Source organism: Micromonospora sp. BL1, from assembly GCF_003667485.1.
Taxonomy (GTDB): domain Bacteria; phylum Actinomycetota; class Actinomycetes; order Mycobacteriales; family Micromonosporaceae; genus Micromonospora; species Micromonospora tulbaghiae.
Genome location: NZ_RCVK01000329.1, coordinates 1 through 13,224, shown reverse-complemented (window position 1 = coordinate 13,224; position 13,224 = coordinate 1). Strand labels below are relative to the sequence as shown.

At 76.5% G+C, this 13,224-nt stretch carries 15 protein-coding genes and 1 pseudogene; 5 read left to right on the top strand and 11 right to left on the bottom strand.

From position 1 onward, the window contains the following. Window positions 1–504: 2'-5' RNA ligase family protein (locus EAD96_RS25005; protein ID WP_147457932.1), on the bottom strand; the 504-nt coding region annotated here is incomplete at its 3' end. A gap of 120 nt (window positions 505–624) precedes the next feature. Between EAD96_RS25005 and EAD96_RS25000 the strand changes: the two genes are divergently transcribed. Next, window positions 625–1,131, top strand: a complete 507-nt coding sequence (locus EAD96_RS25000) for a DinB family protein (RefSeq protein ID WP_121685989.1) — start codon at window positions 625–627, stop codon at window positions 1,129–1,131. On the opposite strand, the gene EAD96_RS24995 is transcribed toward EAD96_RS25000, so the two are convergent. Then, the gene (locus EAD96_RS24995; RefSeq protein ID WP_121685988.1) at window positions 1,118–2,095 is read right to left on the bottom strand and encodes a glycoside hydrolase family 88 protein; all 978 of its coding nucleotides are present in this window, start codon (window positions 2,093–2,095) and stop codon (window positions 1,118–1,120) included. The genes EAD96_RS25000 and EAD96_RS24995 overlap by 14 nt on opposite strands. A 133-nt stretch (window positions 2,096–2,228) precedes the next feature. On the opposite strand from EAD96_RS24995, the gene EAD96_RS24990 reads away from it, so the two are divergent. Beyond that, entirely contained in the window at window positions 2,229–2,606 is a 378-nt protein-coding gene (locus tag EAD96_RS24990; RefSeq protein ID WP_120570744.1) for an SCP2 sterol-binding domain-containing protein, read from the top strand. Next, window positions 2,603–4,681, top strand: a complete 2,079-nt coding sequence (locus tag EAD96_RS24985; protein ID WP_121685987.1) for a glycogen debranching N-terminal domain-containing protein — start codon at window positions 2,603–2,605, stop codon at window positions 4,679–4,681. Before EAD96_RS24990 ends, EAD96_RS24985 begins: the two co-directional genes overlap by 4 nt. 12 nt (window positions 4,682–4,693) lie before the next feature. Here EAD96_RS24985 and EAD96_RS24980 read toward each other — a convergent pair whose 3' ends face one another. Together EAD96_RS24980 and EAD96_RS24975 are read right to left on the bottom strand one after the other, a co-directional pair. Beyond that, a complete protein-coding gene (locus tag EAD96_RS24980; protein WP_121685986.1) occupies window positions 4,694–5,404 on the bottom strand; it encodes a Pr6Pr family membrane protein in 711 nt (236 codons plus the stop codon). 23 nt (window positions 5,405–5,427) lie between these two features. After that, window positions 5,428–6,174 (bottom strand): hypothetical protein, encoded by a 747-nt coding sequence (locus EAD96_RS24975; protein ID WP_121685985.1) that lies wholly within the window; start codon window positions 6,172–6,174, stop codon window positions 5,428–5,430. 144 nt (window positions 6,175–6,318) lie between these two features. Between EAD96_RS24975 and EAD96_RS24970 the strand changes: the two genes are divergently transcribed. Together EAD96_RS24970 and EAD96_RS24965 are read left to right on the top strand one after the other, a co-directional pair. Continuing rightward, entirely contained in the window at window positions 6,319–7,209 is an 891-nt protein-coding gene (locus EAD96_RS24970; RefSeq protein WP_121685984.1) for a DUF72 domain-containing protein, read from the top strand. 60 nt (window positions 7,210–7,269) lie between these two features. Continuing rightward, window positions 7,270–7,455: a GTPase activator gene (locus EAD96_RS24965; RefSeq protein WP_233586164.1), complete on the top strand. Its 186-nt coding sequence runs from the start codon at window positions 7,270–7,272 to the stop codon at window positions 7,453–7,455. A gap of 4 nt (window positions 7,456–7,459) precedes the next feature. Here the strand turns inward: EAD96_RS24965 and EAD96_RS24960 are convergent, their stop codons facing one another. The 7 genes and pseudogenes from EAD96_RS24960 to EAD96_RS24930 form a co-directional block, all read right to left on the bottom strand. Beyond that, window positions 7,460–7,843 carry a hypothetical protein gene (locus EAD96_RS24960; protein WP_121685991.1) on the bottom strand — a complete coding sequence of 128 codons (384 nt, stop codon included), beginning with the start codon at window positions 7,841–7,843 and terminating at the stop codon, window positions 7,460–7,462. 113 nt (window positions 7,844–7,956) lie between these two features. Beyond that, a complete protein-coding gene (locus EAD96_RS24955; RefSeq protein WP_121685990.1) occupies window positions 7,957–8,586 on the bottom strand; it encodes a hypothetical protein in 630 nt (209 codons plus the stop codon). Between the two features lie 83 nt (window positions 8,587–8,669). Next, window positions 8,670–9,527, bottom strand: a complete 858-nt coding sequence (locus EAD96_RS24950) for an alpha/beta fold hydrolase (protein ID WP_121685982.1) — start codon at window positions 9,525–9,527, stop codon at window positions 8,670–8,672. 10 nt (window positions 9,528–9,537) lie between these two features. Then, window positions 9,538–10,530 (bottom strand): glycosyltransferase family 9 protein, encoded by a 993-nt coding sequence (locus tag EAD96_RS24945; protein WP_121685981.1) that lies wholly within the window; start codon window positions 10,528–10,530, stop codon window positions 9,538–9,540. After that, window positions 10,527–11,210, bottom strand: coding sequence for an SDR family oxidoreductase (locus EAD96_RS24940; protein ID WP_199733290.1), 684 nt, complete (start codon window positions 11,208–11,210; stop codon window positions 10,527–10,529). The genes EAD96_RS24945 and EAD96_RS24940 overlap by 4 nt, the downstream gene beginning before the upstream one ends. A 33-nt stretch (window positions 11,211–11,243) precedes the next feature. Then, window positions 11,244–12,644: a D-glycero-beta-D-manno-heptose 1-phosphate adenylyltransferase gene (gene rfaE2 / locus EAD96_RS24935; RefSeq protein ID WP_121685980.1), complete on the bottom strand. Its 1,401-nt coding sequence runs from the start codon at window positions 12,642–12,644 to the stop codon at window positions 11,244–11,246. A 380-nt stretch (window positions 12,645–13,024) separates the two neighbouring features. Next, window positions 13,025–13,141, bottom strand: a pseudogene (locus tag EAD96_RS24930) (phosphoheptose isomerase); the annotation flags it as partial. Window positions 13,142–13,224: the final 83 nt, after the last annotated feature.

The window sequence follows — 13,224 nt, the reverse complement described above, 5'->3', positions numbered from 1 at the left end:
GTGGGAGATGTCGCGGGCGTGGTCGGCCACCGCGGCGCCGACCACCGTCGCGGTCAGCGGCAGCACCTCCAGGCACCGGCGTACCGCCGCGCCCATCAGCGGGTTCGGCACCCGCATGGACAGCGTGCAGTGCGGCACCCAGCGGCCCGGCCGGTAGTGCTCCACCACCTCGACGCCGGCCCGCGCCAGCCGGTCGTGCACCGCGGCGTGGTGCGCCAGCAGCTCGGGCGTCGGCGCCGGCCCGAGCCAGAGCACCCGCCCGAGGAACTGCCCGGCGTGCTGGAACTCCAGCCGCAGCGGCGCGGCCACGACGGTCCCGGCGAGCGCCTCGGCGACGCGGTGCGGGTCCAGGCGGGGCGCGACCGCCAGCGAGACGTGCGGGCGGTGCCGCTGCGCCAGCAGGGACCGCATGCTCGGCACTCCGTCGGACTCCAGCAGGTCCCACAGCACCCGGATCCGCCGGGTGGCGTCGGTGTCCAGATACAGCTCCAGCGCCGCGACCACGCGATCACCCTAGAGGCGGTGCCCGCGCCGAGGTTTGCCGGGCACGCTGGGCGGTACTGCCCGAGGGGACGGCAGGAAAGCCGAGGGGACGGCAGGAGACGGCAGGGGAGTGAGGGACGCGTGGACTCGACGGACGTGCTGACCGAGGCGTACGGGCGGCTGCCCGATCTGGTCGCCGGGGCGCTCGACGGGCTCGACGCGGCCCAGCTGCGGCGGGCGCCGGCCGACGGGGCGAACCCGGTCGGCTGGCTGGTCTGGCACCTGACCCGGATCCAGGACGACCATGTCGCCGACGTGATGGGCCAGCCGCAGCTCTGGGCCACCGGCGACTGGGCGGCGAAGTGCGGCCTGCGGCCCGACCCCGCCGACACCGGCTTCGGGCACGGCCCGGAGCAGATCGCCGCGGTACGCCCGGAGAGCGGTGAGGTGCTGCTGGACTACCACCGGGCGGTGGTGGACCGGAGCCTGGCGTACCTGCGCGGGCTGCGCCCGGCCGACCTGGACCGGGTGGTGGACGAGAACTGGGATCCGCCGGTCACGCTCGGGGTGCGGCTGGTGAGCGTGCTCGACGACGACTTCCAGCACGTCGGTCAGGCCGCGTACGTGCGCGGGCTCATCCTGGGCTGAGCGCCGCACCGGCCCGGCGCAGCGCGGCGTGCCCGAGCAGGTGACACGCCTGCGCCTCGGGCGAGGTGCCGGGGCGCTCGAAGTCCGGCGCCCCGCTGACGCCCGTCACCCGGCCGTACGCGTCGATGCGCCGGCCGGCGGCGGCCAGCAGGTCCGCTCCCACCTCGTACCAGGACCGGGGCAGCCAGCCGCCGGCCACCCCGGTGAGGGCCGCGTACCCGAGCAGCTGGGCGGTGTTGGCCTCGCGGAACGCGCCCGGCTCGTCCAGCACGTCGGGGAAGAGCCCGTCCGCGCCGCGGTACGCCAGGCAGGCGGTCAGCACCTCCTCCACGTGCCCGGCCAGCTCGGCGCGGAGGGTGCCCGGCCAGTCCGGCGCGAGCCGCAGCGCGCGGGCGATCCCGGCGACCACCCAGCCGTTGCCGGTGCCCCAGGGGCCGGGCCGGTCCAGTTCGCCCCGGTCCTCGTCCCAGCGGGCGGCGTACAGGCCGGTGCGCGTGTCGTACAGCCGTCGCCGGTGCCCCGCGACCTGCGCGGCGGCCGCTTCGGTCCGGCCGGTCAGCGCCAGCAGCGGCACCACCATGTAGATCGTGTCCGCCCACACCTGGCGGCCGTCGAGCAGGTGGAACAGCGTGCCGTCGGCGGCTCTCGGCGCCCGGCGGGTCAGCCAGTCGAGCTGGGCGTCCAGCGCCACGGCGTACCGCCGGTCGCCGGTGCGGCGCGCGGCGTGCCGGACCACCTCGCCGCACGCGGCGCCGTTCACCACGCCCACCGAGCCGGGCGGCTCCCCGAGCCGCCCGTCCGGCCGCTGCCGGGTCACCGCGGCGTCGGCGACCAGCACGGCGGCCTCGTCCAGGCCCAGGTCGAGCAGCGCCTGACCGAGGATTCCCTGCTCCCACGATTCGCGCTGCATGGTCAGCAGCGCGAGCAGCACCCGGTCGGCGGTGGCGTCCCCGGTCGTCGGCACGGCTCAGGGATACCCGCCGGACCGCCGCGACTCACCCGGACCGGGTGAGTTCGCCTCACCCGCAGCGCGGGGACGCTGCGGGACGAGCGGCGCCGGCAGGCGGGCGGCCGCGACCACCGACGAGGAGGGCCCGATGAGCGTCTCGGCCGTGGAACACCTGGCCCGCGGGACCGCCGGCCGGCACCCGGAGCTGCCCGAGACCACCTCCGGCACCATCCGCCTGGACCTGCGCGACGACGGGCACACCGAGCACTGGTACCTGACCATCGACCGGCAGGACGTCCGGGTGGAGCGCCTGGCCGAGGAGGCGGACCTGGTGGTCGGCGCGAACCGGGAGGTGTTCGACCGGATCGCGGCGGGGCGCCTGCACCCGGCCGCCGCGCTGCTGCGCAACGACCTCGCCGCGCGGGGCGAACTGAAGCTGCTGATGACGCTGCGCCGGATCTTTCCCGGCCCGCCGGACGCCCGGGATCCCCGCGACGTGCCCGGCGAGCGGGCGGCGGCCCGATGAGGCAGGAGCTGGTCCACGTCCTCGCCGGCAACGCGTTCGCGTTGAGCGACGCGCAGGGCGACATGGAACGCGACCCGTCCGCCCCGATCGGCCTGTTCTCCTTCGACACCCGGTTCCTGTCCCACTGGGTGCTCACGATCGACGGCGAGCGGCTGCACGCGTTGTCCCGCGACGACCTGACCTACTTCGAGACCCGCTTCGTGCTGGTGCCGGGCGCGGCCAGCCACTACGTGGACGCCGACGTCTCGGTGATCCGGCACCGCTCGATCGACGAGGCGTACCACGAGAGCCTCACGGTGCTGAACCACTCGGCCGAACCCGCCGAGTACACGGTGCGGATGGAGATGGCGGGCGACTTCGCCGACACCTCCGAGATCCTGCGCCCCGGCCCGCGCCGCCCCACCGTCGTCCCCGATCCGGAGGGGCGGCGGTTGCGGATCCGGTACGAGCGCGGGCGGTTCGTCCGGGAGACGTGCGTCTCCAGCACCGCCCCGGCCGAGGTGGACGCGCGGGGGATGACCTTCCGGATCCGCGTCGAGCCGCAGGGTGAGTGGCACGTCGACCTGCACGTCGCCATGATCATCCAGGGCGCGGGAGGGCGGGACCTGCGGGCCGACATCGAGTCGCACCGGCAGCACGTCCGGCAGGACATGCGCGGGGATCTCGAACGGTGGTACGAGCGGGCGCCGCACCTGGTCTCCGACCGGCCCGCGCTCACCGCCGTCTACCGGCAGGCCCTGACCGACCTGGCCGCGCTGCGCTACATGCCGCTGGCCTACACCGACCCGGTGCCGGTCGGCGGGATGCCCTGGGCGATGACGCTGTACGGGCGCGACGCGCTGTTCACCTGCCTCCAGACGCTGCCGTTCACGCCCGAGCTGACCCCGGCCACGCTGCACATGCTGGCGATGTTGCAGGGCGGCCGGCTCGACGACCGGCACGAGGAGGAGCCCGGCAAGATCGTCGCCGAGCTGCGGTACGGCGAGGCGGCCGCGTTCGACGAGCAGCCCACCGCGATCTACTACGGCGCGGCCGACACCACGCCGCTGTTCGTGATCCTGCTCGACGAGTACGAGCGCTGGACCGGTGACGCCGACCTGGTCCATGAGCTGCGGCACCCGGCCCGGATGGCGCTGGACTGGCTGAACCGCTACGGCGACCAGTGCGGCGACGGCTACCTGCGCTACCGGCCGCGCAACACCGACAGCGGGGTCGCCAACCAGACCTGGCGCAACTCCCCGGAGGCGATCGTCGACCGGTACGGCGCGGAGCCGCCGTACCCGCGCGCCACGTGCGAACTCCAGGGGTACGCGTACGACGCCCGGATCCGGGGCGCCCGCCTGGCCCGGGAGTTCTGGGGCGACCCGGGCTACGCGCAGCGCCTGGAGGCCGACGCGGCGCGGCTGCGGGAACGGTTCGACAGTGATTTCTGGCTGCCGAAGCAGGGCTACTACGCGCTGGCGCTCACCCCCGACGGCGAGCCGGTCGACGCGCTCACCTCGCATCTGGGGCACCTGCTGTGGAGCGGCATCGTGGAGCCGGACCGGGCCGGCGCGCTGGCCGCGCACCTGCGCGGGCCGGACCTGTTCTCCGGCTGGGGCGTGCGCACCTACGCGCAGGGGCAGCGGCCGTACAACCCGGTCGGCGCGCACCTCGGCGCGGTCTGGCCGTCGGACAACGCGATCGTCGCGGCGGGCCTTCGGCGGTACGGCTTCGACGAGGAGGCGGCCGACATCGCCGCCGGTGTGTTCGCGATGGCGGAGACGCTCGGCGGGTCGGTCCCGGAGGTGATCGCCGGCTACCCCCGCGCGTTGACCAAGTACCCGGTCCAGTTGCCGGAGGCCGGGCGGCCGCAGTCGTGGGCCTCGGGTGGGCTGCTGATGCTGCTGGGGACCATGCTGGGGCTGCGACCGTGCGGGGAGAACCTGCTGGTGAACCCGGCGATCCCGACCGGGTTCGGGCGGATCGAGCTGCTCGACGTGCCGGGCCGGTGGGGACGGGCCGACTCGTACGGCCGGGAACGCGGCGCGGGCCGGCGGATGCGCGCGGGTCAGCCCACCCACCGGGCGGCGTGACCCGCTCGCCGCTCAGCCCGAGCCGCTGCTCTCCCGCTGGGCCACCGGGGGCTCCACCGGTTCGGCCGCGGCCGGCGGCTCCGCCGACTCGGTGCGCCCGGCCCGGGCGAGCAGCCGGTCCACGCCCACGAACAGCAGGCCCAGCAGCCAGAACACCGCGGCGAAGCCGACCGCGCTGACCGCGACCCCGTCGTAGCCCAGTTCGCCCGCGTCGATGAACGGGTACGGGTAGCTGTCCACGATCAGGCCGCGTACCAGCGCGAAAACGAGGTACCCGACCGGGAACGCCAGCCACCAGGCGGCGTACCGGGGGCGCAGCCGGCCGCGCCTGTCGAACAGCGCCCAGTCGGCGACCGCCAGCAGCGGCACCACTGTGTGCAGGAACTGGTTGCCCCACCACTCACCCGGTTGCCGGTCCGGCTGGGCCATGGCGAACGGGCTGGCCGGGTTGGCCAGCACCAGGTGGTAGACGGTGCCGGTGATGGTGATGTAGAGGGTCACCGCGCCCTTGAGGACGCTCGGCGGCTCCGGCCGGTCGCGCAGCGCGCACCAGGCGCCGTACCCGGCGAGGACGCCGACCGCCACGTTGCTCTGGATGGTGAAGTACGGCAGCAGGCCGGTCACGGTGGCCGGGCCGAGCGCGGTGAGCACGATGCCGGCCAGCACGGCGAGCACCACGGCGAGGCGGAGGAGGATCGCCGGTAGGCGACGCCGGGGGGTCACCGGGGCAAGTTACCAGCCGGTCGTCAGCCGGGACGCCGCCCGGGCGGGGTGCCGGCCGGCGGTCCGGCGTGCTCGGGCGCGGGGCCGTCCACGCCCGGTGGCGTGTCGCCCACGCCCGGCGGCGTGCCGTCCGGGCGGACCGGGTGCTCGGTCCTGCCGCCGCCCCGCTCCTGGCCGGACTTCCCCGGCGGGTCGCCCGCGCCCAGGAGCCCGGCGCAGTAGTCCGGCACGCGGTCGCGGCCCCCGGCGGCGCTGACGAGGTCGCCGAAGGCGGGCGTGCCCAGGGCGTGGCCCCGGTCCGGCTCGGCGACGGCCCGGTACGCGACGCACAGGCCGGACGGTTCGGACGGCTGGGGTGTCCCGGGCGCCGGCGAGCGGGCCGGCGGGCTCGGGCGGTCCGGCGGCGTGGGCGGTGCGGTGACGACCGGCGGCGCCGCCGGTCGGACGGCGCGCGGCAGGTTCCCGGTCGCGGCGAGCGCGACGCCGCCGGTGAGGGACGCGGCGAGCGCGGTCACCGCCAGCCGGACACCGAACCGGGCCGGGACGCCGAACCGGGCCGGGACGCCGAACCGGGCACCGCTGCGGCGCATCCGTCGGGCCGACCGGAACGCCGCGACGGCGGCCGCCTCGCCGTCGAGTTCGCCCGTGCCGGGAGCGGCGCGGACCGCGTCCAGCACGGCGGCCAGCCCCGGCGGGGCGGACGGCGTGTCGCCGGAGCGGCCGGCGAGCAGCCGCTCGACGGTTTCCTGATCCAGGCCGGATGCGTCCATCTCGTGACCCTCAGCGCCGCCACCCGGCCGGGCGTCACACTCCGGTACGGCCGACCCACGGTGAGGCCGGTCACCCGCCGCCGGTCACGGCGCGGAGGGCATCTCCGGTTGCCGATGTCCCGGAGTCGCGGTGAACTGAATTACATGGGTGTCATCAAGGTGGGCACGTCCTCGTGGGCCGACCAGATGCTGGTCCGCTCCGGCTGGTATCCGCGCGGGGTCAACACCCCCGCCGGGCGGCTCGGCTGGTACGCCGAGCGGTTCGGACTGGTCGAGGTGGACACGTCGTACTACGCCGTGCCGGTGCCGGAGACCACGGCGGGCTGGGCGGAGGCCACCCCGGCCGGGTTCACCTTCGACGTCAAGGCGTTCCGGCTGTTCACCGGCCACCACACGCCGGTCGACGCGCTGCCCCGCGACCTGCGCCCGGAAGGCGGCCCGAGCCGGATCCGCTGGCGCGACCTGCCCGCCGGGGCGTACGACGAGTTGTGGGACCGGTTCCACGCGGCGCTGGCGCCGCTCGCGGCGGCCGACCGGCTCGGCGCCGTGCTGTTGCAGTTCCCGCCGTGGCTGGCTCGCGGCGAGGCGGCCCGGCGGCGGATCCTGGACGCCGCGCGGCGCTGCCGCCCCTGGCCGGTGACGGTCGAGCTGCGGCACTCGTCCTGGTTCGACGGGGACGCGATGGCCGACACCGTCACGTTCCTGCGGGAGCACGACCTCGGGTACGGCTGTGTGGACATGCCGCAGGGGCACGTCTCCTCGGTGCCGCCGATCCTGGTCGCCACCACCGACCTGGCCGTGATCCGGTTCCACGGGCACAGCACGGCCTGGGAGAGCGGCGACAAGCAGGAGCGGTTCCGCTACGCCTACGGCGAGCGGGAGCTGCGGCACTGGTCGGTGCTGCTGCGCGAGCTGGCCGACCAGTGCGCCGAGCTGCACGTGCTGATGAACAACTGCTGCGGCGACCAGGCCCAGCGCGACGCCGCCCGGCTGGCCGGCCTGCTCGGCGTCGCGCCCGCCGCCGCGCGCGCCTGACGTTTCCTCAGCCGTCGTCCGGGTACCGCCGGGTGCATGGACGAGCGCGAAGGGGGATCTGTGGAGAAGCGGCGCGGCGAGGACGAGCGGGACCCGCGAGCGACCCGGGAGGCCGAGGAGGCCCACGGCGGCAGCATGGCGCCGAGCCTGGTCGACGACACCGGGCACCCGGTGGCCGAGTCACCGGTGCCGGACAACGAGCCGTCGGCGCCGGGCCGGCCGGGTGAGGACGGCACCGGCTCCTGAACGCTCAGGGGCGCGTCTCCGGGCGCATCCCGGTCGCCTCCTCCAGCGCGTTGTCGCCGAGGTCGCCGTCCGCGCTGTCGTCCGGGAACGTCCGCCCCGACGGGGCCGGATCCGGCGGCGCGCCCGGCCCGGCCTCGGGCGTCCGGGTCGGCTCGACGGACCCGAACCCGTGCCGGCCCGCCTTCGGCCCGCCCGGCCCGGCGCCGGCCGCCCGGCGTTCGCCGAGCCGCCCCTCGGGGACGGCGGTCTCCTCGCTGCCCTCGTCCATCGGGTCGCTGTCGCCGGCGCCCCACGGCGGGTCGGCGTCGAAGCCGTCGGTGGTGCCCCACGGCGCGGCCGACTCCGGCCCGCGCCCGTCACCCGTACCCGGCCGGTCCCTGCTGGTCATGGTCACCTCGCCTGGCTGCTGATGTCCGTGCGCCGTCCGCCTGCCGACGGCCTGTCCCGGTGCACCGCGCGGCCGGTGGCCCACCCCGATGTGGGTCGCCGGCCGCGCGGTGGTCAACGGGCCGCCCCGACCAGGGAGCGTCCGGCCGCGCCCACGGCGGCCACCTTGCCCATGTGCTTCGGCGCGGACATGATCCCGCCCGCGCGGTCCAGCATGCCCCGGAACACCTGCCCCGGTTTCTGCTGCTCACCCATGTACGCCGACACCACGACCAGCGCCCCGGTCAGTGCCGGGACCGCCCACTGGAGCAGCTTCATCTGCCGCTGGCTGGAGGCGACGTTCGCCGGGGTGTGGTGGTTGGGCTCGGTGGTCCCCTCGACCGGCGGGCCGCCGGCCTTCTCCAGCCGCATGCCGACCAGCCGGCTGTAGCCGGTCACCGCCAGCGCGCCGACCGTCAGCGCGGTCTTCACCGCGCTCATCCGTCCCACGCCCGCCTGGCGGGCCATCCGCGGGCTCTCGGTGACCAGCTCACCGACCGCGCCGGCCAGGTGCGCGCCGATCGCCGCCGCGTTGACCGGCGTCCACCGCGCCCATCCCGCCGAGGCCACCGGCAGCCGTTCCGTCGTGTCGTTGATCCGTGCCGCCGCGCCGTTGACGCCCAGCGCCCCCATCAGGGAACCGCCGAACCAGGCCGCCAGGCCCAGGTCGTGCATCGAGCGCAGCGTGGTGTGCCGTTCTGACATCAGATCCCCCTCCGCCGTGTTCGGGCGGTGCGGCATACCCACGATCGGGCGACTCACGCCCGGCGTGGCGGGAGGAGGAGGACTCAGCGCCGGGGGAGAGTGCCGGCGAACGCGGCGATCCGGGCGGCCAGTGGGACCGACGCGCGTACCCACGTGAAGTGGTCGAGCGGCGCGCCCGCCTCGGCGACCGTGTAGCGGTGCCGCGTCACCGGGGCCGCGGTCAGCTTCCCGCACAGGTGGTCGAGCGTCTCGTGCGGTGTGTACTGGTCGTCGTCGACGCTCACCGCGAGCACCGGTGTCCGGATCCGCCGCACGGCGGCTTCCGCGTCCACCCCGTCCAGCGCCGGGAACCGGCCGGTGCGGGCGGTGTGCGCCCAGTCCCGGATCACGCCGCGTGCCTGCCGGCCGCCGAAACCCCAGCCGGGCCAGACGCCGAGCAGCCGGGCCGTCGCCGCGATCGCCTGGGTGTACGGCAGCACGCCCCACCCGCGCAGGCCCGGGTACCGCCGCCACCACGGCAGGCCCACCGCCACCAGGGCCAGCCCGTCCACCCGGTCGTCGTCGTCCAGCGCCTGGTGCAGCACCGCGACCTGACCGCCGAGGGAGTGCCCGAGCAGCAGCCGGGTACGGCCGTCCAGCCGGGGCTTGAGCGCGTCGAGCACGGCGCCGACGTCGGCGGCCATCTCCCGGTAGCCGTACCGGCAGGCGCGCGACGGCGCGGGGGTGCTCTCGCCGGTGCCGCGCAGGTCGGCCACGATCACCGCGAGTCCGGCGTCGCGCAGCGCGGCGGCGAACGGCCGGTAGTAGCGGGCGCGCACGCCCATGGCCGGCCAGATCAGCACCACCGGCGCGCCGGGCGGACCGGCCGGCTCCGGATAGACCTGCACGCCGATGCGCGCGCCGTCGACGTCCACGTACTCCTGGGTGTAGTCCCCGCTCACCCGGGCAAGCCTACGGCCCTAACCTACCGGCGGGTAGTAAGGGGTGTCCGTGCCGCTGCACCGGCACGCGTGGGCAGTGCCGGGCGGCCCGTTCCACCCGGTCCACGGCGGCCAGCACGTCCGGCACGCCGAGCACGGCGAGCGCCGGGTGCACGTCCTCGTCCCCGGCGGCCGGACGCGGACCGGCCCACAGCGCCTCGTGCCACGGCCGGTCCGGCGGCGGCCCCCACCACGACGGCGGCACCGGGCCGAACAGCAGCACCGACGGGGTGGCGTAGGCGGTGGCCAGATGCCCGATGCCGGTGTCGCCGCAGAGCACCAGGCGGGCGTACGCGACGAGCGCGGCCAGCTCGCCCACGTCGGTCGCCCCGGCCAGCACCGCGTCGCCGGGCAGCCCGGCGGCCCGGGCCACCGCCGTCGCCAGTTCCCGTTCGGCGGGACTGCCGGTCACCACCACCCGGTGCCCGCGCCCGGCCAGCTCCCGGGCCACCGCCGCGAAGCGCGCCACCGGCCAGCGCCGCGCCGCGGCCTTCGCCCCGGGATGCACGATCGTCACGCCGGCCGGGAACCCGTCCGGCGCCGGGCGGCGCAACGCCAGGTCGGCGCGGTCGGCGGGCACGCCGTACCAGGCCAGCATCCGGCACCAGCGGTCCACCTCGTGCTCGTCGGCCCGCCACGGCGGCCCGTCCGGCACGCCCGCCTCGGGGCCGGCGAAGGCCAGCAGCCGGCCCGGCCGCAGCGCGGTCAGCATCAGATGCGACTGCGGGCCCCGGCCGTGCAGGTTGACCGCCGTCTCCGGCGGCGGCCCGGACCAGGGCAGCGGCCCCAGCCCGTCCGCGTGGACCTGCCGGTCCACGCCGCCCACCAGCTCGACCAGCGGTGCCAGCCAGCGCGGCGCGACCAGCGCCAGCTCCTTCCCGGGGTACGCGGCACGCAGCGCGCGCAGCGCCGGCACCCCGGTCGCGAGGTCGCCGACGCCGAGCGCGCGCAGCACGAGGATCACGGGTACGACGACTCCTGCTCGGCGCAGACCACCAGCTCGCGTACCGCGCAGCCGGGCGGCTGGGTCAGCGCGAACATCACCGCCTCGGCGGTGTCCGCCGGGTCGTTGAGGATCGCGTCCGGGCCGGGCTTGTACTTCTCGTCCCGCTCGTCGAAGAACGCGGTCCGCATCCCGCCCGGGACCAGCAGCGTCACGCCCACCGAGCCGGCCAGTTCGGCGGCGAGCGCCCGGGTGAAGCCGACCACTCCGAACTTCGCCGCGCAGTACGCCGTCGCGTCGCTCACCGCCTTCACGCCCAGCGTCGACGCCACGGTGACCACAGTGCCGTGCGCGCGCTCCAGCTCCGGCAGCGCGGCCCGGATCACCGCGGCGGTGCCGAGCAGGTTGATCGCCACGATCCGGTCCCAGACCGCGCCGTCGACGTCGCCCAGCCGCCCCGGCACGTCCATGCCGGCGGCGGTCACCACGCCGGTCAGCTCACCGGCCTGCTCGGCGATCCGCCGGGTGGCCGCCTCGGCGGCGCGGCTGTCGGCCAGGTCGCACTCGACCCAGGGCACGCCGTCGGCGGGCGCCCGGCGGTCCAGCACGTACGGCCGCCCGCCGGCCTTGGCCACCGCCGCCACGACCGCCGCGCCGAGCCCGCTCGCGCCACCGGTGACGAGCACCGCCTGGCCGTTGATGTCCCTGCTCATGCCGGACTCCTTCTCGCTCGTTCAGACCACTGTTCGGACCAGGTGCAGGCCGCGCTGGCGCGCGGCGGAGATGGTGCCGGTGGTGGACCGGCCGGACAGGTAGGGGACGGTGACCACCCGGCCGCCCCAGCGGCGTACCAGTTCCGCCTCGGGCAGCTCCACGTCGCCGTAGTCGCCGCCCTTGACCCAGACGTCCGGCCGCAGCCGGGCCAGCACCTGGTGCGGGGTCGGCTCGTCGAAGACCACCACCGCGTCGACGCAGTCCAGCGCCGCCAGCAGCCGGGCCCGGTCCTCGGCCGGGTTGACCGGGCGCTCCGGTCCCTTGAGCCCGCGCACGCTCGCGTCGGAGTTGAGGCAGACGACCAGGCAGTCACCGAGGCGGCGGGCCGCGCGCAGCGTGGACAGGTGCCCGGCGTGCAGGATGTCGAAGCAGCCGCCGGTGGCGACCACGGTGCCGCCGTCGGCGCGTACCCTGGCGATCAGATCCTCGGCGGCGCGCGCCGGATCCCGCGGGGCCGGTTCGTGTTCCCGGCGCAGTCCGGCGGCCCCGCCCGCCGCCACGTACGCCGAGGCGGCCTCCACCGCCGCGCGGACCGCCTCGGCGATCGGCGCGCCGTCGCCGAGCGCCAGCGCCGCGGCGGCGGCGAACCGGTCCCCGGCGCCGCAGGTGTCGTCGACGTGCTCCGGCACCGACGACGGGGGCAGCACCAGCGGGGTGGCGCCGCCGTGGCACAGCACCGCGCCGTCCGGGCCCATGGTCACCGCCACCGCGCCGACCCGCCACCGGTGGCGCAGCTCCTGCCCGGCCCGGGTGGCGGTGGTGAGCGGCGAACCGCCACCCGCGTCGCCGGTGACCCGGCGCAGCTCGTCGAGGTTCGGTGTGGTCAGCCGGGTACCGGGCACCGGGGAGGGGCCGCGCGGGTGCGGATCCCAGACCACCGGCGCGGTCGCCTCGGCCAGCGCGGCGCGCAGTGTCGGCTGCCGCAGCAGGCCGCGCCCGTAGTCGCTGACCAGGATCGCGCCGGCCCGGCCGAGCAGCTCCCGTACCGCCTGCGACGGCTCTCCCGGCTGCTGCGGGTTGCCGCCGCGATCCAGTCGCAGCAGCGTCTGCCCGCCGGCCCGCAGCCGGATCTTCTCCGCTGTCGCGCCGGGCAGGCGCATCGGGTAGAGCGCGACGCCCGCGCCGGTCAGCAGCTCCGCCAGGCGCGCGCCACCGGCGTCGTCGGCCAGCGCGGTGACGAGCGCGACCTCGCCGCCGTCGGCGGCCGCGAGCAGCGCCGCGAGTCCCGCGCCGCCCGGCCGGTCGGTGGCGGTGCGCTCGTCGAGCACCGGCACCGGTGCGTCCGGGCAGACCCGGCTGACGGTGCCGTCCACGTCGCGGTCCAGCAGCGCGTCGCCGACGACGACCAGCGGGCCGTTCACAACTCCACCCAGCCGGTGCCGGTGTCGCCGTCGCGGCGGCCGTTCGCCGCGCGCCCGTCCGCCGCGCAACCGTCCGGCGGCGCGAATCCGTTCGGCCCGTGCCCGTTCGGCCCGTGGCCGTTCGTCGCATGCCTGTTCGTGCCGTGCCCGTTCGCGGCGTGGCTGTTGGGCACGTGCCCGTTGGGCCCGTGGCCGTTGGGCCCGTGGCCGTTCGGGCCGTGGCCGTTGGCGCCGAGCGGTACCGCGCCGTCGACAGCGGCCAGCACCAGGCCGTCCCACCCGGCCCGGTCCGGCCCGCCCTCGGCCGCCGTCCGGCCGGTGCGCTCCACGGATACGGAGTCGACCGGCCGCCACGGCGCGTGCGGGAGGTGCCGGACCAGCGGCAGCGCCTGGTCCACGTACTCGCACAGCAGGTGCGTGGAGACCAGGTGCAGCTCCTGCACGACCTGGCTGTCCGACGACGGCACAGCCAGCGCATCGTGGCAGAGGTCGGCGAGGTGACCATGACCAGCAGGGACCGGCCGGGTACGGGTGACGGGCGCGGGCCGGAGTCGGCCGCGCCGTGGGGCACCACCGACGG